The sequence below is a fragment of the Roseobacter sp. HKCCD6576-2 genome, assembly GCF_013179285.1.
GTDB lineage: Bacteria > Pseudomonadota > Alphaproteobacteria > Rhodobacterales > Rhodobacteraceae > Rhodophyticola > Rhodophyticola oceani.
The window spans coordinates 131,689-148,731 of the sequence record NZ_WVNW01000003.1; the positions used below are offsets into that span (position 1 = coordinate 131,689).

General features: G+C 60.8%; 17 protein-coding genes. 8 read left to right on the forward strand and 9 right to left on the reverse strand.

Going from position 1 to position 17,043, the window contains the following annotated elements:
- Positions 1-84: 84 nt before the first annotated feature.
- The 8 genes from GTF44_RS13240 to secG form a co-directional block, all read right to left on the reverse strand.
- Complete coding sequence (locus tag GTF44_RS13240) at positions 85-807, reverse strand: phosphate/phosphite/phosphonate ABC transporter substrate-binding protein (protein WP_171561793.1); 723 nt, start codon at positions 805-807, stop codon at positions 85-87.
- The gene (locus GTF44_RS13245; protein ID WP_171561796.1) at positions 804-1,247 is read right to left on the reverse strand and encodes a TerB family tellurite resistance protein; all 444 of its coding nucleotides are present in this window, start codon (positions 1,245-1,247) and stop codon (positions 804-806) included. Before GTF44_RS13245 ends, GTF44_RS13240 begins: the two co-directional genes overlap by 4 nt.
- A gap of 59 nt (positions 1,248-1,306) precedes the next feature.
- On the reverse strand, positions 1,307-2,191 hold the full coding sequence (locus tag GTF44_RS13250) for a PhzF family phenazine biosynthesis protein (RefSeq protein ID WP_171561798.1): 885 nt from the start codon (positions 2,189-2,191) through the stop codon (positions 1,307-1,309).
- A 108-nt stretch (positions 2,192-2,299) separates the two neighbouring features.
- Positions 2,300-2,863, reverse strand: a complete 564-nt coding sequence (locus GTF44_RS13255) for an outer membrane beta-barrel protein (RefSeq protein ID WP_171561801.1) — start codon at positions 2,861-2,863, stop codon at positions 2,300-2,302.
- Positions 2,864-2,963: 100 nt separating this feature from the next.
- Entirely contained in the window at positions 2,964-3,542 is a 579-nt protein-coding gene (locus GTF44_RS13260) for a porin family protein (RefSeq protein ID WP_171561806.1), read from the reverse strand.
- A 312-nt stretch (positions 3,543-3,854) separates the two neighbouring features.
- Positions 3,855-4,460, reverse strand: a complete 606-nt coding sequence (locus GTF44_RS13265; RefSeq protein ID WP_171561808.1) for a porin family protein — start codon at positions 4,458-4,460, stop codon at positions 3,855-3,857.
- Between the two features lie 76 nt (positions 4,461-4,536).
- Complete coding sequence (locus tag GTF44_RS13270) at positions 4,537-6,180, reverse strand: CTP synthase (RefSeq protein ID WP_171561811.1); 1,644 nt, start codon at positions 6,178-6,180, stop codon at positions 4,537-4,539.
- Between the two features lie 154 nt (positions 6,181-6,334).
- Positions 6,335-6,721 (reverse strand): preprotein translocase subunit SecG, encoded by a 387-nt coding sequence (gene secG / locus GTF44_RS13275; RefSeq protein ID WP_145216367.1) that lies wholly within the window; start codon positions 6,719-6,721, stop codon positions 6,335-6,337.
- Between the two features lie 243 nt (positions 6,722-6,964).
- On the opposite strand from secG, the gene GTF44_RS13280 reads away from it, so the two are divergent.
- A complete protein-coding gene (locus GTF44_RS13280) occupies positions 6,965-8,257 on the forward strand; it encodes an adenylosuccinate synthase (RefSeq protein WP_171561814.1) in 1,293 nt (430 codons plus the stop codon).
- An 11-nt stretch (positions 8,258-8,268) separates the two neighbouring features.
- Positions 8,269-8,502, forward strand: a complete 234-nt coding sequence (locus GTF44_RS13285; RefSeq protein WP_145216373.1) for a DUF2842 domain-containing protein — start codon at positions 8,269-8,271, stop codon at positions 8,500-8,502.
- 71 nt (positions 8,503-8,573) lie between these two features.
- On the opposite strand, the gene GTF44_RS13290 is transcribed toward GTF44_RS13285, so the two are convergent.
- A complete protein-coding gene (locus tag GTF44_RS13290) occupies positions 8,574-11,240 on the reverse strand; it encodes a hypothetical protein (protein WP_171561816.1) in 2,667 nt (888 codons plus the stop codon).
- Positions 11,241-11,391: 151 nt separating this feature from the next.
- Between GTF44_RS13290 and GTF44_RS13295 the strand changes: the two genes are divergently transcribed.
- The 6 genes from GTF44_RS13295 to GTF44_RS13320 all read left to right on the forward strand — a co-directional run bounded on the left by GTF44_RS13295 (position 11,392) and on the right by GTF44_RS13320 (position 16,744).
- Positions 11,392-12,042 carry a thiamine diphosphokinase gene (locus GTF44_RS13295; protein ID WP_171561903.1) on the forward strand — a complete coding sequence of 217 codons (651 nt, stop codon included), beginning with the start codon at positions 11,392-11,394 and terminating at the stop codon, positions 12,040-12,042.
- 70 nt (positions 12,043-12,112) lie between these two features.
- Positions 12,113-12,901, forward strand: coding sequence for a ribose-5-phosphate isomerase RpiA (gene rpiA, locus GTF44_RS13300; protein WP_171561820.1), 789 nt, complete (start codon positions 12,113-12,115; stop codon positions 12,899-12,901).
- Positions 12,902-12,922: 21 nt separating this feature from the next.
- Positions 12,923-14,374 carry an FAD-dependent oxidoreductase gene (locus GTF44_RS13305; protein ID WP_171561823.1) on the forward strand — a complete coding sequence of 484 codons (1,452 nt, stop codon included), beginning with the start codon at positions 12,923-12,925 and terminating at the stop codon, positions 14,372-14,374.
- A gap of 96 nt (positions 14,375-14,470) precedes the next feature.
- Positions 14,471-15,649, forward strand: coding sequence for an FtsH protease activity modulator HflK (hflK, locus tag GTF44_RS13310; RefSeq protein ID WP_171561826.1), 1,179 nt, complete (start codon positions 14,471-14,473; stop codon positions 15,647-15,649).
- On the forward strand, positions 15,649-16,542 hold the full coding sequence (gene hflC, locus GTF44_RS13315; protein ID WP_171561829.1) for a protease modulator HflC: 894 nt from the start codon (positions 15,649-15,651) through the stop codon (positions 16,540-16,542). The genes hflK and hflC overlap by 1 nt, the downstream gene beginning before the upstream one ends.
- 10 nt (positions 16,543-16,552) lie before the next feature.
- Positions 16,553-16,744, forward strand: a complete 192-nt coding sequence (locus tag GTF44_RS13320) for a DUF2065 domain-containing protein (protein WP_171561831.1) — start codon at positions 16,553-16,555, stop codon at positions 16,742-16,744.
- Positions 16,745-17,043: the final 299 nt, after the last annotated feature.

The window sequence follows — 17,043 nt, forward strand, 5'->3', positions numbered from 1 at the left end:
CCCAGAATCGAGGCAATTGCAACGGATTAATGCCGGTTGACCCAAGGGTAAGGGGGGCGATTTGCCCGAAAAAGCAGCATTTGCCTAGGGCGCGGGCGGGATCGGTTGCGCCAGATACTCTGCCTTTGGAATGATCGTGAAGCCCTTGAGGTCGAGCGCGGTCCGGTCTTCTGGGCCGAGCGCGATCATGGCGTCCTCGAGGGCGGCACGGATTGGCACAGGGTCCTGATCACCTGCCGTGATCAGTGGCAGGGCGGGGGTGGGCGGCGTGCGCATGATCTCGATCAGATCGGCGGTCCAAGGCGCGGAACGGGTCAAGAGACGCCAGGTTTGCGCATCGATCGCCGCCAAATCCGCGCGACCCTCAGCCACGGCCTTGGCCGAGGCTTCATGGCCCCCGCTCATAACCGGTGTGCCCAAGGCCATGCCGGTCTCTGCGGCCCACGTGATCAAAGCGGCCCAACCCGATTGGCTCAAACCCTCATTGACCGCCGGTTTCGGGCCGGGCGTCTTGGAGCGGGCCACAATCACGCTGTTGTAATAGCCGGGGGGACAACCGGGCAGGCCAAAATCCGGGGTTGCCACCAACGTCACATGCGGCGCGAGCCGGGCGCGATAGGGCAGACCGCAGGTCTGCGCCAGGATCAGGTCTGGGCTTTGCCAAATCTCCCAAATCTCCTGATCACGGGTCAGTGCGTCAGGGGCATCCAGGCCACGCGCCCTAAGCGCATCGCGGATCGCCTCCCAAAGCCGATCCGTCGCGCCGCGGATCTCGGGCCGATCATACATCGGCAGGGCCGCGATCATCCGCGGCGGGCCTCGACCCGTTGCCGTGCCAGATTGCTGTCGCGGTCATTCACGCCCAGCATCGGCGCCACCATCCGCATCAGTGCGTTTTCGTGATCATCCCGCACGCCATCGGCCAAGACGATCTCCCACAGGCTTTCGACCACCTGCTCGCGATCCTCATAGGCCACGGCATCCTTGATCGCGCGGGTGAAGCGGACCGTGTCGGGGGCCTCGGATTCGAGGATTTCAGCGTCGCCACGCAGCTTGGCCGTCTCGAACGGCGTGAGGCCGTATCGCGTTGTCAAAAGCCGGTCGATCCGGTCGATCTCGGCTTCGGCATAATCGCCATCGGTTTTGGCCAGCCGGACCAAGAGCGCGGCCAAGGCCAGCCGGGCATCGGGGTCTGAGAGCGGCGCGGGGTCGGGCGCGGTGAGGCGTTTGAGGAAATCTCCGAACATGGGCGACAGATATAGGCCGCGGTATTGGCGACGAAAACCCCCCTTGCCGAGCGGGTCGCTTACGCCTGTCTGATTTGGCCGCTGGAGATCGGAACCGCACTGCCTGCGATGCGGATTGCTGTCATGGCATTCTCCACCACATCCACGCTTAACCCGATACTGCTGGGCCGTCCCATCTCTACCCCTTGGGCAAGGGGGATGGTGTTTGTGCCTTCGGTCAGCACGCCATTGGCCAAAAGCTGCCCCGCGAGGAGGGCACTGGCCGAGCCGGTGGCCGGGTCCTCACCGATGCCAGCGGTGGGTGAGAACATGCGCGCACGATAGCCGGGGCCTTCGGCGGTGTAGAGATAGGCGCTATCCACATGTGCCGCGTCCATCATCTCGGACCAATACGGCTCGATCGGTCGCGCGCGCGCCAAAGCCTCCAGATCGTGCAGTGGCGCATACAGAAACGCGGGGCCACCTTGCCAGATGCCAGGGGTATGGGGGCCAATCGCGGATTCTGGTAGATCAAGGGCGCGCGCCAGAAGCGCGGGATCGGCCTGACCAGGGTGGGGCACGGGCAGTTTCGGCGCGGTGAACTCCGCCGTGATCCGGTCGCCACTCCGGACAACGATAACCGGCACCAGGCCCGCGACTTCTTCCAACGTGATCTCGGTCTCGAAATCGCCGGATGGATACGCATCGGTGGCCAGGTGGATTGCACAGCCGATGGTCGGATGACCCGCAAAGGGAATTTCAGCCGTGGGGAAGAAAATCCGGACTTTGGCGGTATGGGCCGGGTCATCGGGCGTTTGCACGAAAATCGTCTCGCTGAGATTGAACTCCCGTGCGATGGTTTGCATCTGCGCCGTGCTCAACCCGTCCGCCGCTTCGACAATCGCCAGAGGATTCCCGGCGAAAGCGGTCTCGGTAAACACGTCATAGGTCGAAAACGGCAACATATCTGGCTCCAGCCTGTCTCATCGGCCAGAGAATTGGCTTTCGGCGCGGCAATGGCAAGCAAAAGGGCCCCGGTATCGGGCCGCTGGTTCAGATCGGCCTCTATCGACTCAAAAGTGGAAGGCCACGCCGATCGAAAACGTGTCAGTCTGGACATCGATATCCGTCCCAGGCCCCGTCAGATCGAGAGTGCCGCGCAGATATTCCACACGGGCGGAGACGGTTTCCGAGAGCATCGCTTCGACGCCCAGGCCAAAAACCGGGCCCTCGATGTCCAAGGTGGCCGCGGAGCCACTGGCCGTCGCATCGGCGCTTAGATAGCCGAGGCTGCCGTAAAGCAGCAGATCGTCCAATGCATATCCGACGCGGCCGCGTGCGGTGATCGCGTTCTCGATTGAGAAGGTGCCTGCCGGAATGCCGTGATCGGTGGTGCTGGCAAATCCAAGCTCGCCACCGATGACCCAGTTGCCGCCAAGCGCATGGTTATAGCCGCCGAAGACGCCAAAGCCGGTGCCGCTTGCGGGATCGACCGGTGTATCGGAATTTGGGTCGACCGTGCTGAACAGTAGGCCGCCATAAAAACCCTGCCAGGTGTCGGCGCTGTCTTGGGCAAGGGCCTGCCCGGTGAAACCGGTGATCAAGCTTGCCGCCACAATAAATGTCTTAAATGTCATTGTCTTAGTCCTTGCTGAATTGAAGATGCCAGGACGCGATATGCGGGCCCTGCGCAAAGAAGGGGTGCCATCTGGGCACCCCTCTTGCCGACCGCTCGCCTCAGAAGTGATAGGCGATGCCCATGGTCACGGCGTCAGCATTGACCTCAAGGCCGGGGGGCACACCGCCGCCCGAAAGGTCCATATTGGCGCGGTTATACTCAATGCGGGCCGAAAGGGTTTCGGTCAGCATCGCTTCGACACCCAGGCCAAAGATCGTGCCGCTCGCATCCAAGGTGAACGGCACGCCGGTGATCGAGGCGTCCGTGGTTGCATAGCCGACGGAGCCATAGAAGAGCGCGCTGCCGACCGCATAACCGCCGCGTGCCCGCACGGTCATCAGATTGTCGAGTGAGAGATCCGTCCCGGGGACAATCGTATGGCTGGAGCTGCCATTGAAGCTCAACTCACCGCCGACCACGAAATTGTCGGCAAGCGCGTGGTTATACCCGCCAAAGACGCCGATGCTTTGGCCGCTTCCGAAGCCGACTGGAGCACCTTCAAGATCAGGGCTGATCGAGTTCACCTGCGCACCGGCATAGAAGCCTTGCCATTGCAGCGCGTCTTGCGCCGATGCGGCCCCAGCCACGGCCAGGGAAATCGCGGCGGTTGCAACGAGGGTTTTCAAAGGTTTGGTCATAACAATTCTCTCCATTTCCAAGCCCGGCAGAATTGCCAGGTCTCAGATGTCGGTCGGGTGACAGGGAGAGGGGGTTCAAAGCCTCCGAAAGATCATCGTCCGGAGGGTCAAATGCGTGGTATTTTCGTCACACTCGCCGTGTGTGGTCTTTTGTCGTGCGGACGAAATCACGGAAGAGGGGGGGCGGCGCGAAGGGTTTGGCCGGGTCTGGTCGTGGGGCGGATCGCCAGCGGTTTGGGTTGAAAAATGTCAGGTCCAAAAGCAGGCGGGGCGCCCAATTGGACGCCCCGCCGTTTGGGATGATCCCCGGCCTTAGAAATGCATGGCCAGGCCCAGGGACAGCGTGTTGCCCTGGATCGAGACAGGCGAGCCTTCAAGATCCATATCCGAGCGGGTGAACTCGATCCGGGCCGAGACGCGATCTGTGATCATGGTTTCTGCGCCCAAGCCGAAGGTCATGCCGTCGCCGGAGATGTCCGGGCCGCCGCCGTTGAAATCGGCGGTCATGTAGCCCAGGCTGCCGTAAAGCAGCGTATTGCCAACGTTGTAGCCCGCGCGGCCGCGCAGGTGGACGGCGTTTTCGATGATCAGCTCGTTCGGGCCGGCTTCCATGCCGCTTTGGCGACCAAAGCTCAACTCCCCGCCGACGACCCAGTTTTGGTCGATCGCGTGGTTGTAGCCCACAAAGGCCGTGCCGCCGTGGCCGGTGCCAACCTGGGTGGGCGTGCCGTCCAGTTCGGGGCTGGTGATGTCGAATTGCAGACCGCCATAGAAGCCATTCCATTGCGTGGCGTCTTGAGCAGCGGCAGCGCCTGCCAGGCCGACAGCTAGGGTTGCGGCGGCGAGGGTGGTTTTCAGGATCGTGTTCATCTGTGTCTTCTCCAGTTCTGGCCCGGCACGATGCCAGGTCTCGGGCATCGGTCGGCTGGCCGGAGAAGATGGTTCAATCAGAGCCGCGGCGCCGGAGAGGCGCCGCAAATCCGTGGCATTTCCGTCACACCAGGCGTGAGTTATCTTTCGCCGCGCGGACGAAGTCACGGAACAAGGGGTGTGGTTCGAAAGGCTTCGATTTCAGCTCTGGATGGAACTGAACCCCAATAAACCAAGGGTGATCTTTCACCTCAACGATTTCGGGCAAGCGGCCATCAGGCGACATGCCTGAGAAGATCAGCCCCTGTGCTTCGAGCTGTTCGCGATATTTGATGTCGACCTCATAGCGATGCCGATGACGTTCTTCGATCGTCGTGCCGCCATAGGCTTCCGCGACTTTCGAGCCGTCTTTCAGCACCGCGTCATAGGCGCCGAGCCGCATGGTGCCGCCTTTGTCATCGGTGACTTTGCGTTCGACCTTGTGGTTCCCCTGAACCCATTCTTTCAGGTGATAGACCACGGGCGTGAAACGTTTCTTGCCCGCCTCATGGTCGAACTCCTCCGAACCCGCATCGTCCAGATCGGCCAGATTCCGGGCCGCTTCGATCACCGCCATCTGCATGCCCAGGCAAATGCCGAGATAGGGCACGCCGCGGGTGCGCGCGAACTCGGCAGCTTTGATTTTGCCTTCCGTCCCGCGCTCGCCAAACCCGCCGGGGACAAGAATGGCGTGGAAACCTTCGAGATAGGGGGCGGCGTCTTCGCGCTCGAAAATCTCGGCATCAATCCATTCGGCTTTCACCTTCACCCGATTGGCCATGCCGCCATGGGTGAGCGCCTCGGCGATGGATTTGTAAGCATCTTCAAGCTGGATGTATTTGCCGACAATCGCCACGCGAACTTCGCCTTCGGGATTGTGCACCCGGTCGGCGACATCTTCCCAGATGTTGAGATTGGGTTTCGGCGCCGGCGCGATACCAAATGCGTCCAACACGGCCTGATCCATACCCTCGCGATGATAGGCCAGCGGCGCTTCATAGATCGAATTGAGATCCTGCGCGGCGATCACGCTGTCGGGCCGCACATTGCAGAACAGCGCCAGCTTCTCGCGCTCTTTCTCCGGGATCGGCCCTTCGGAGCGGCAGACGAGAATGTCGGGCGCCAGACCGATGGAGCGCATCTCTTTCACGCTGTGCTGCGTCGGCTTGGTTTTCAACTCACCCGAGGCCTTGATGTAGGGCAGCAGCGTCAGATGCATGAAAATGCACTGGCCGCGCGGCTTGTCTTGGCCGAATTGCCGGATCGCTTCGAAAAACGGCAGACCTTCGATATCGCCGACCGTGCCGCCGATTTCGCAGAGCATGAAATCGACCTCATCCTCGCCAATCGAGATGAAGTCTTTGATCTCGTTGGTCACATGGGGAATCACCTGGATGGTTTTGCCCAGATAATCACCGCGGCGTTCCTTCTCGAGCACGTTGGAATAGATCCGGCCCGAGCTGACGGAATCGGTGTTGCGCGCGGCAACGCCGGTGAACCGCTCGTAATGGCCGAGGTCCAGATCGGTCTCGGCCCCGTCATCGGTGACGAAGACCTCGCCATGTTCAAACGGGCTCATCGTGCCGGGATCGACATTGAGATAGGGGTCCAGCTTGCGCAACCGCACGGTATAGCCGCGCGCTTGCAACAGCGCGCCCAAAGCCGCCGAGGCCAAGCCTTTGCCAAGCGAGGACACAACACCGCCGGTGATGAAAATAAATCGCGCCATTTGCCGCCAAAACTCCCCGTGAGGAACCTACCAACCGCCTAAATTAGGGTGGTTCCGAATCCGATTATCACGGGATTTAAGAGTAACAGGATTCGGGCGCCAAGAGCAAGGCGCACGCTAGATGATGTTGGATAACGGGCCGAACGCCCCAGATTTACTCGTCCGCACGAGGTGGCAAGGCAGGTGCATCACCTGTGCTGGGCGGCAGAAGCGCCTCACCCGCCGGCAAGTTCGAGGTCGATGCCGGAGGCAGCAGGCCGCCATCATCACCTTCACCCGCTTCAATGCCCAACCGGTCCAGAACTGAGTCAGACGCCGAATTCTGCGCTGCGATGATCGTAAGTGTGATCGAGGTGGCCAAAAACGCGATGGCAAAGGCCCAGGTCAGTTTCCCAAGCGCGGTTGCCGCCTGGCGCCCGGTCATCACACCGCCGCCGCCGCCGCCGATCCCCAAGCCGCCGCCTTCCGAGCGTTGCAGCAGCACCACCCCTATCAAGCAAATCGCAAGGATCAGGTGGATGACGAGGATGATGTTTTCCATGGGCGGGGTTCTGCCTGATTTTTGATCGATGCTTACTTATGAGATGCGACAGGCCGCCGCAAGGGCGGATCACACAACCTTAAGCTGAAAAGCCCCTGTTTGCGCAATCATTTTTTAGCGAGACTATTTCATTATCAAGATCATGCGCAGGTAGTGGCAACAAACCGGTTTCGCCCCCCGGCCAGCATCGCTATACGGGCACGGGTTTTCGCGAAACGCTTTACCGAAAAGGGGTCTGGGCACATGGCCAATGTGGTGGTTGTCGGCGCGCAATGGGGTGATGAGGGCAAAGGCAAGATTGTCGACTGGCTGAGCGAGCGGGCGGATGTGATCGCGCGCTTCCAGGGCGGTCACAACGCCGGTCATACATTGGTGATCGAGGGCGAGGTTTATAAGCTGCACGCGTTGCCCTCTGGCGTGGTGCGGGGCGGCAAGCTCTCCGTTATCGGCAATGGCGTCGTGTTGGATCCTTGGCATTTGATCAAGGAGATCGAGACGATCCGCGCCCAAGGCGTTGATATCACGCCCGAAACCTTGATGATCGCGGAAAACACGCCCCTGATCCTGCCGATCCATGGTGAGCTGGACCGCGCCCGCGAGAACCAGAACTCCGTCGCCAAAATCGGCACCACGGGGCGGGGCATTGGCCCGGCCTATGAAGATAAAGTCGGCCGTCGCTCCGTCCGGGTTGCCGATTTGGCCGACGAAGCGACATTGGAATTGCGGGTCGATCGCGCGCTGGTGCATCATGACGCCTTGCGCCGGGGGCTTGGTCTCGAACCCGTGGATCGCGAGGCCTTGTTGGCCGCACTCCGGGAAGTTGCGCCGCAGATTCTCCCCTATGCCGCCCCGGTGTGGAAAGTGCTGAACGAGGCGCGGCGGGCGGGAAAACGGATTCTCTTTGAAGGCGCGCAAGGCGCTCTGCTCGATATTGATTTCGGCACGTATCCGTTTGTCACCTCGTCCAATGTGATCGCGGGGCAGGCCGCGACTGGCGTGGGCATGGGGCCGGGCTCAATCGATTTCGTGCTCGGGATTGTCAAAGCTTATACCACTCGCGTTGGCGAAGGGCCGTTTCCAACCGAATTGGACGATGCCGATGGCCAACGTCTGGGTGAGCGCGGCCATGAGTTTGGCACGACGACGGGCCGCAAGCGCCGCTGCGGCTGGTTCGACGCGGTGCTTGTGCGCCAGACCTGCGCGACATCGGGGGTCAATGGGATCTCGCTGACCAAGTTGGATGTGCTGGACGGGTTTGACGAGTTGAAGATTTGCACCGGCTATGAATTGGACGGTGAGCGCCTCGACTACCTGCCCACCGCTGCCGAACAGCAGGCCCGCGTCACACCGATCTATGAAACGATGAAGGGGTGGTCGGACTCCACCGCCGGGGCGCGGTCCTGGGCCGATCTACCGGGAGAGGCGGTGAAATATGTCCGCCGGATCGAAGAGTTGATCCAATGCCCGGTGGCGCTACTCTCCACCTCGCCGGAACGTGACGACACGATCCTGGTGACAGACCCGTTTGCCGACTAAGGGGGCCTGAAATGGCGCTGAGCTACAAAACCCGGCGGCGGTTGTCGCTTCTGATCCTGTTGGTCGGTCTGCCGGTCTATATCGGACTGGCATGGTTCCTGGTCAGCCTTTTCGAGCGGCCATCGATCTTTCTGGAGTTGGCGATTTACGTGGTTTTGGGGATTCTTTGGGCCCTGCCGTTCAAGGCCGTGTTTAAAGGCGTGGGCCAGGCCGATCCGGATGCCTCTTCGGACGAGGATCGCTGAGCAACTGTCTCAAAACGAAAAAGGCCGCGCTCCAGGTTGGAAGCACGGCCTTTGACGTTGAGGGAGCGGGCTTAACCGCGGTAGTAGCGCGACCGGCGGGTCAGTTTAAACTCGCCGCGCGCAATCTTCTCAATGATCCCCTCGCGGAGCAGGATACCGAACGCTCTCAACCCGTCTTCACGGTCGAGATTGCCGCCATTGGCCGCTTCCAGATGGCGTAGAATATGCGGACGACTAAACACCGCGCGATCCTCTTCATGCATGGCGTAAGCCGCGGCCAGTTCCATCTGATCTTCCATCGTCTCATGGTCTTTCTGCGCCAAATAAGCGCCAAATCCGGTGGACGTGTCGATGCTGCCTTGTGCAGCGTCCGCCGCAGACGTGTCGATCTCATCCACGGCGGGTTCTGCGACCGCTTCGAGTTCAATCTCAGAACTCGCATTCAGTTCGAGTGCTTCCGCCTCGGCATCGACTGTCGGTAGGTCGGTGGCGACCGGCTGTGGCGTGTCGATCTCCGGCATCGGTTCGAACGCGGCGGATGCATCGGCCAAGGCGCTCAGTTCTTCGGTCAAATCAGCGGTCCGTTCGGTCGCGGTTTCAATCGCCCGGTCAGCGTCATCCGACTTGGCGGCATCATCGCGGCGCGATCCGGCCACACCCATCATTTGACCCGCCCGCGCGGCCAAATCGGCCAGGCCGCGCGCGACCTTGCGCGGGGCAGGGGGTGTTTCGGCCTCAATCTGATCCGCCGACCGAAAGGCTTCGGTCACAACATCGGCGCTTTCGGGCAAATCGGCACGCGCTATCGCAGGCGCATCTTGCGCGAATTCGGCGGTAGGCTCCGATACCGGGCGTTCGGTCGCGTCCAGTGGGCGTGGCGCGGCCATCTCCGTCTCAGCTTGTTCTGCCAGAGCCAAGCCACTTGACCGTACGCGGCGTGGCCGCACAGGCGCGATCGGTGCCTCATCGTTTTGAGCCGGCGTTTCGCCATCAACCCGCTGTTCGGAAACCAAAACTAATGGGGTTGGACGGGTTTCGGTGCGGTTCCTGCGGCTGACATCCACCCGCACACGACGTGGGCGCATAACGCGGGCCAGATCGTCGCGATAATCTGCCGTATCGTCGCCATCAGCATCGGCGGGGTTGCCGCCCAGTTCGTCCTCGGCGCTGCGCGCAGCAACGGCTGCCTTCAGGTGTTCGATATTGGCGCGACGGCGGCTGGTCTCGTTGGTTTCGAGACGGCTGTTTGTGGCTTCGAACAAGCGATCGATATCCGCCTCAGCTGTGTCTGCGTTGTTCGGATTGAGCAACTGATGGCTGCGAGTATCCCGTGTCGTTTGCTGCGCCTCACGCTCGGTTGCGATGGCAGCCAACTCCGCTTGCAGTTCGGCTTCCGCCTCCGCGCTCAGTTGGGCCTCTGCATCGCCAGCCGACATATCGTCATCGGCGCCATGCAAAACCATCACATCGGCGGTTGCCGGTTCGGGTTCCCCTTCGCTTTCCATCTCTGGCGTTGCAGCGTCTTCGATGTCAGCCTCAGCCTCAGCCTCAGCCTCAGCCTCAGCCTCAGCCTTGGCCTCGGCTGCTGCTTCGGCATCCGCATCGGTGTCCAACTCCGCGATTTCGGCCATTGCCGCGGCGATTGTGTCCTCGGCCGAGGCCTCTTCCACTGTCTCGACAATCGACGGCCCGTCGTCGAGCGAAGGGGCCTCTTCGAGGTGGTCTTCAGTGGCGTCCGAGTCGGGTTCGGCCAGGGTCTGCGAAAAATCCGATGTTGGATCTTCTTCGGTCTCGGCTTCGACTAGATCCGCAAGCCCCGCCTCTTCCAGAGGCATCTCGGCGTCTGCATCCATTTCTGGTTCTGCCGATGCATGTTGGTCTTCGGTGAAGGCCTCGGGCGCGTTAGCTTCGTCCTCGGCTTCTTCTTCGGCGACAACCTGACGAATGCGCGCCAGTTTCGCGGCAACGCTATCGGGGTCGAGCGCCGGCTCAGCGGCGAAGAAGTTGTCATCTTCGAGCGTGCTATGATTGTCGGCGTCGGTCTCTGCAAAGAAGGCAGCGATATCTGCACCGTCTTCGGGCTCTTCCGACAGCGTCTCGATAAGCGCTTCTTCGAAGTCTGCGTCTGTGGTCTCCGGCTCAGCCGAGACAGCCGCGATCAAGCTCTCGTCATCCTCTTCCGTCGGCTCGGTGGGAATGTCTTCGGCAGGGACGTCCTTAACCGCTTCGGCGACGGCAATGTCCTCAACGCCCTCGGCCTCGGCAGCCGGCATTTCCTGAACGCTAACATCCTGAGCAATAGCGGCTTCGGCCTGCTCAGCATCAGTTTCCGCCATGGCCTCTTCGGCGACGGCTTCAACTTCACCGTCTTTCGTGACCGCCTCGACCTCTTCAACCGCAGTCTCAGGCTCTGCGGCCACCGACGCGTCGTCTTCCTGCGCGGGCTCTTCCAGGTCAATAGAGCCGACTTCGGCGGCGTCTTCGATCTGCGGACGCATGATCATGCCGGCATCGGACACCCGCGCTTCGACGCGACGCTGGATCGCATCTTCGGTGATCCGTTGCAGCATCTCAGCATCTGGGGTGGGGGGCTCGGCACCAAAATACCGATCCTCTGCCGCCAAATCACGGAAATACTCTGCAATACCTTTCATGGCCGAGAACGGGTCTTCGAAGCCTTCGAGGGTGCAGGAGAATGTGCCGTAAGAAACGGTAAGAATCTTATTTGGATCAGCCATGGGTCATCTTCACTCTGCTCGTCCGGCGTGCCACCGGAATTTACCATCTTGCGGAAAGGTGTAACAAACTGATTCCAACGAAACGGGACGGCAATTGGGCCATTCGGTGATCTTTAGCTTCAAAGAAGGCAACAATTTGCCAAATCTCCCCATGATTGTCCGCGTTGACACATTGGTGACATTATTGGGCGGCGGGGAGCATGACCCCGCTGACCTAGCCGATGCGTTGCAACGCGCGCCGGTCTTGGTTGCGGCCGATGGCGGCGCAGATGTTGCGTTGGCGCTTGGTCACCGGCCCACCGCCGTGATCGGTGACTTGGATTCGCTCTCGCCTGAGACGCGTGACGCGTTGAACCCGAGCACTATTCACCAAATCGACGAACAAAGCAGCACCGATTTTGACAAAGCCTTGCGCAGCATCGCGGCACCGGCGGTTTTGGCTGTCGGGTTTACCGGTCGCCGGGTCGATCACGAATTGGCCGCCTATCACACTCTGATCACCCGGAGCGACAAACCCTGCATTGTCATCGGTTCTGAAGATATCGTGTTCCACGCGCCGCCGAAGATCAGCCTGGATTTGGGCGTTGGCATGCGGGTCTCGCTTTTCCCGCTGGCGAAGCTGCGCGGGACGTCTGTGGGTCTGAAATGGCCCATCGCGCCAATCGATTTTCATCCACTCGCGCAGATCGGCACATCGAACGAAGCGGTGACCAAACGGGTCGAGATGACATTCGATGGGCCGGGGATGTTGGTGATCCTGCCCCGGACCGCTCTTGATGCCGCGATTTCGGCGCTGATTTAGGTCCATTTCCTCTCGCGCCGACGCGCGGGCTTCTATAAACAGCTCCTGACACAACAAGACGGATATCTCCATGACGGCGGAGCTTTCGCCCATAGATCGCGCCAAATTCGTGGCGGCCAAGCGCGCGGTTGACTATGTTGAAGACGGGATGCGCGTGGGGCTGGGCACCGGATCGACGGCGGCCTGGATGGTGCGGTGCCTCGGTGAGGTGGTGCGCGAAGATGGCATCAAGGTCACCGGCGTTGCGACCTCGACCCGAACGGCCGAGTTGGCGCGTCAGGTCGGCGTGCCGATCAAGACTTTGGATGAGGTCAAATGGCTTGATCTGACGATTGATGGTGCGGATGAATATGACCCGAACCTGAACCTGATCAAAGGTGGTGGCGGGGCACTGTTGCAGGAAAAGATCGTGGCCACCGCGTCCGATCAGATGGTTGTGATCGCCGACCCGACGAAGCAGGTGGACGTGCTTGGCAATTTCCCTCTGCCGATCGAGGTGATCCCTTTTGGCTGGCAGACCACCAAGGCCCTGGTCGAAGAAATGCTTTCAAATGTTGATGTTTTGGGGCGCACATCCTCGTTGCGGTTGAACGTGAATGAGCCGTTCCGCACCGATGAGGGCAACTATATCCTCGACCTGCATCTGCGCCGGATCGCCAACCCGCAGCAGTTGAGCCTGATCTTGAACCAGATCCCGGGCGTGGTTGAAAACGGATTGTTCCTCGATATCTGCGACATCGTGGTGATCGGCAATACCGATGGAACGGTGGAAGTGCGCGACATCAACAATGGCACGGTGGAGCATGAGCGCATCGAAATCATCGACACGGACAACTTGTTTGTCGATACCGCCGATTAGGCGCTTAGGAAGGGTTTTTTGATGGCATTTGATTACGACCTCTTCGTCATTGGCGGCGGGTCCGGCGGGGTGCGGGCGGCACGCGTGGCCGCCGCCGAAGGCGCAAAAGTTGCGATTGCGGAGAGCAGCCGGATGGGCGGCACCTGCGTGATCCGGGGCTGCGTGCCGAAAAAGCTGATGGTCTTTGCGTCGAGCTATCGCGAGAGTTTCGAGGATGCGCGCAGCTATGGCTGGGACGTGGAGGATGGTGCGTTTGACTGGAACGCGTTCTCCGGCCATCTGAACACCGAATTAGATCGCCTTGAAGGCGTTTACCGCAGCCTTCTGGATGGCTCTAATGTCGAGATTTTCGACAGCCGCGCGCGCCTTGCCGATCCCCATACGCTTGAGCTTGCCGATGGGACGCAGAAGACGGCGAAGCATATCCTGGTGGCAACCGGCGGTCGGCCCGTGCGGCCCGATATGCCAAACGCGCATCTGGGCATCGTTTCTGACGACATTTTCCATCTGCCCGAACTGCCCAAACGTCTGCTGATCATCGGCGGTGGCTATATCGCCTGCGAATTCGCCTGCATCATGAATGGGCTTGGTGTTGAGGTGACGCAATTCTATCGCGGGGCGCAGATCCTGCGCGGCTTCGACGACGAGGCGCGTGGGTTGGTGGCCGAGATGATGCGCGAGAAGGGCATTAATCTGCACCTTGGCACCAATATCGTCGATATGGCCGAGGCGAGCGCAGATCACACCATTCCGAATACAAGCACCGGCACCGATGCAGCCATGGGCGCGCCCGTGGCGGAAACTGCGGTGCAAGATGCCAGCGGGTCTGGTGGGCCGGTCTGGGTCAAAGCAACGAACGGCACTGAGGCGGTTTATGATGCCGTCTTGTTCGCCACGGGGCGGAACCCGAATACGGCCGATATGGGTCTGGAAGAGATCGGGGTCGAGGTTGGGCGTCGCGGCGAGATCGTCGTTGATGAGTATAGTCAAACGGCGGTGCCTTCGATTTACGCAATTGGCGACGTGACGAACCGGGTGCAACTGACGCCGGTGGCGATCCGCGAAGGCATGGCCTTTGTCGAGACCGTGTTCAAAGGCAACCCGACGCCGATTGATCACGACTTGATCCCGTCCGCGATCTTTACGCAGCCGGAATTGGGCACCATCGGCCTGACCGAAGAAGAAGCGCGCGAGCAGGAACCGGTGGAGATCTACTGCACCTCATTCCGACCGATGCAATCGGCTTTTGCCGGGCGCACGGATCGGGTTTTGATGAAGCTGGTTGTCGCCAAGGAAAGCCGTAAGGTCTTGGGCTGTCATATCGTCGCGCCGGGCGCGGGGGAAATGATCCAACTGGCTGGCATTGCAGTTAAAATGGGCGCGACGAAGGAAGACTTCGACCGGACGGTTGCGGTCCACCCAACAATGTCCGAAGAGCTTGTGACGATGAAAACACCCATGCGGGTGGCTTGAAATCGATTGGAAAACGCACAGGTTGCCCGTGCATATCGGGGTAAGAGGCCCCATATAGACAGGCAACAGACGCGATGATGAGGGGAATAGGCATCAATGGCTGGCAATAATGGCGGTCCCTGGGGCGGCGGAGGCGGCTCTGGCGGCGGTGGTGGAAACCGCGGCGGTGACGATGGCAACCGAGGTGGCGGGCGTAGACCCGGCCAAGGCGGTGACGGCCAGCAGATCCCAGAAATCGACGAGATCGTCCGCAAAGGCCAAGAGCAATTGCGCGTCCTGATGGGCGGACGCGGTGGCAAAGGCCGCGGCAATGGGACCGGTGGCGGCGATGGGCCGCGCCTGACCCCCGGCTCGGCAGCGATTGGTGTTTTGGCTCTTATCGGTCTCTGGCTCTATGCCTCGTTCTACACGGTCCGGCCCGAAGAACAGTCGGTCGAGCTTTTCCTGGGCGAGTTCTCCTCCATTGGTGAATCCGGCCTGAACTTCGCGCCCTGGCCGCTGGTGACAGCCGAAGTGATCGCGGTCACGTCAGAACGCTCCGAGCCGATTGGCACCGCCCGGTCCGGCACGTCGGATGCGGGTTTGATGCTGACCACGGATGAAAACATCGTCGATATCGATTTCGAAGTGGTGTGGAACATCAATGATCCAGCCCTGTTCCTCTTTAACCTCCGCGATCCAGATGCAACCGTGCGCGCGGTGTCGGAATCGGCGATGCGCGAAGTGATCGCCGCGTCGCAACTGGCGCCCATTCTTAACCGGGATCGAGAAATCATTGCCGATACCGTGCGCGAACTGATCCAGAGTACGCTCGACAGCTATGAATCTGGCATCAATATTGTGCGTCTTAACCTCGACCGGGCTGACCCGCCCAACGAAGTGATCGACGCCTTCCGTGACGTTCAGGCCGCTGAACAAGAGCGGGACCAGTTGGAACGCCGCGCCGATGCTTACGCCAACCAAGTACTCGCCGGCGCCCGGGGTGAAGCCGCGCAGGTGCTGGAACAGGCCGAAGGCTATCGCGCGCAGGTCGTGAACGAAGCCGAAGGTGAAGCCAGCCGTTTCCTCGCGGTTCTCAACGAATACCGTGAGGCCCCGGACGTGACCCGCCGCAGGCTCTATCTTGAAACGATGGAGCGGGTTCTCGGCGACGTGGATCTGGTGATCCTCGACAGCCAAGGCGAGGGCGGTGGCAATGGCGTCGTGCCATATCTGCCTTTGAACGAACTCCGCCGCGCCCCTGGCACGGCCAGCACCACGGGGAGCAGCAACTGATGAACCGTATGATCTATATCCTGCCCGTCATCATCGTTGCTGTGGTGGGTCTGCTCAGCTCGATTTTCATCGTGGATGAACGTCAGCGGGCCCTGGTTCTGCAGTTCGGTCAAATCCGCCAGGTGATTGAAGAGCCGGGTCTGAACTTCAAGATCCCGTTCATTCAAGAGGTGGTCTATTACGATGACCGTATCCTCTCGATCGACACAGCGGAGATCGAGGTAACGCCGTCGGATGACCGGCGTCTGGTGGTTGATGCTTTCGCTCGGTACCGCATCACTGATGTGGTGCAGTTCCGCCAAGCGGCGGGGACCGGTGGTATGCGGACGGCCGAGGATCGGTTGGAAGCCATTCTTAACCCGCAAATTCGGGCGGTTCTGGGTTCGGATGGTGTGACCTCGAACACGATCCTGTCCGCGGATCGGGCCGAACTGATGGCGCGGATCACGACGCAAGCTCGCGCTCGGGCGATCCCGCTTGGTCTGGAAGTGCTCGACGTGCGTTTGAAGCAAACCGCGCTGCCGCAGCAGAACTTGCAAGCGACCTTCTCTCGGATGGAGGCCGAACGGCAGCGGGAAGCAACCGATGAACGCGCCCGCGGCGAAGAGGCCGCACAGCGGGTTCGGGCGCAAGCCGACCGGACAGTGGTTGAGCTGGTCTCCGACGCCAATCGGGAAGCGGAGATTATCCGCGGTGAGGCCGATGCCGAACGGAACCGGATCTTTGCCGAGGCCTTCGGGCAAGACGCTGAGTTCTTCGAATTCTATCGCTCAATGACCGCCTATGAGCGGGCGCTGCGGCAGCAGAACTCGACCATGGTGATCAGCCCCGATAGCGAATTCTTCGAATATCTGGGTGGCTCCGCCGGAACGATCGCACCGGCTGCGCAATAAAGAGGGTCCGATGCTGACAACGATCCTATTGGGGGTCGGCATGGTTCTCGTGATTGAGGGGCTGGTGTTCGCACTGGCCCCTTCGCGTCTGGAGGATCTGCTGCGCGTCTTGACGCAAATCCCGGTGGAAACGCGCCGGATGATCGGCTTTGCCGCCATCGTTTTTGGGGCCGTGTTGATCTCTTGGGCTGCGAGCCTCTGACCCCAATTGGAGCCCCAGGTCAGGAAAACCGCCGTTGCCCGGCCGCGCGACCGGTGGCAAGCTCCCGTCACGCCTATGTTACAGGTTGCTGACGGTTATCTGATCGCTTTGCGGCGCATGCGCGGTTGATAATGCGCCGAATCGGCCAAATATTATACGCCAAGATGCGGGTGACGCCCGCAACACGCTGACAGGAGGACGATCCGTGAACATCCCGCAGGCTCATCAACGCCCAAAGGCCCGTGCCCTGGCCCTTCGCGCCCACCAGGACCGGAGCCTGGTCTATCGCGTGTCGATGA

What these genes read in the sequence shown, in the direction of transcription:
- GTF44_RS13260 (WP_171561806.1), bottom strand. Translation starts at nt 3,542, where the DNA reads ATGACCAAACCTTTGAAAACCCTCGTTGCAACCGCCGCGATTTCCCTG.
- GTF44_RS13245 (WP_171561796.1), bottom strand. Translation starts at nt 1,247, where the DNA reads ATGTTCGGAGATTTCCTCAAACGCCTCACCGCGCCCGACCCCGCGCCG.
- GTF44_RS13280 (WP_171561814.1), top strand. Translation starts at nt 6,965, where the DNA reads ATGGCCAATGTGGTGGTTGTCGGCGCGCAATGGGGTGATGAGGGCAAA.
- hflC (WP_171561829.1), top strand. Translation starts at nt 15,649, where the DNA reads ATGAACCGTATGATCTATATCCTGCCCGTCATCATCGTTGCTGTGGTG.
- GTF44_RS13265 (WP_171561808.1), bottom strand. Translation starts at nt 4,460, where the DNA reads ATGCCCGAGACCTGGCATCGTGCCGGGCCAGAACTGGAGAAGACACAG.
- GTF44_RS13305 (WP_171561823.1), top strand. Translation starts at nt 12,923, where the DNA reads ATGGCATTTGATTACGACCTCTTCGTCATTGGCGGCGGGTCCGGCGGG.
- GTF44_RS13255 (WP_171561801.1), bottom strand. Translation starts at nt 2,863, where the DNA reads ATGACATTTAAGACATTTATTGTGGCGGCAAGCTTGATCACCGGTTTC.
- GTF44_RS13290 (WP_171561816.1), bottom strand. Translation starts at nt 11,240, where the DNA reads ATGGCTGATCCAAATAAGATTCTTACCGTTTCTTACGGCACATTCTCC.
- GTF44_RS13250 (WP_171561798.1), bottom strand. Translation starts at nt 2,191, where the DNA reads ATGTTGCCGTTTTCGACCTATGACGTGTTTACCGAGACCGCTTTCGCC.
- GTF44_RS13270 (WP_171561811.1), bottom strand. Translation starts at nt 6,180, where the DNA reads ATGGCGCGATTTATTTTCATCACCGGCGGTGTTGTGTCCTCGCTTGGC.
- rpiA (WP_171561820.1), top strand. Translation starts at nt 12,113, where the DNA reads ATGACGGCGGAGCTTTCGCCCATAGATCGCGCCAAATTCGTGGCGGCC.
- GTF44_RS13285 (WP_145216373.1), top strand. Translation starts at nt 8,269, where the DNA reads ATGGCGCTGAGCTACAAAACCCGGCGGCGGTTGTCGCTTCTGATCCTG.
- secG (WP_145216367.1), bottom strand. Translation starts at nt 6,721, where the DNA reads ATGGAAAACATCATCCTCGTCATCCACCTGATCCTTGCGATTTGCTTG.
- hflK (WP_171561826.1), top strand. Translation starts at nt 14,471, where the DNA reads ATGGCTGGCAATAATGGCGGTCCCTGGGGCGGCGGAGGCGGCTCTGGC.
- GTF44_RS13295 (WP_171561903.1), top strand. Translation starts at nt 11,392, where the DNA reads ATGATTGTCCGCGTTGACACATTGGTGACATTATTGGGCGGCGGGGAG.
- GTF44_RS13240 (WP_171561793.1), bottom strand. Translation starts at nt 807, where the DNA reads ATGATCGCGGCCCTGCCGATGTATGATCGGCCCGAGATCCGCGGCGCG.
- GTF44_RS13320 (WP_171561831.1), top strand. Translation starts at nt 16,553, where the DNA reads ATGCTGACAACGATCCTATTGGGGGTCGGCATGGTTCTCGTGATTGAG.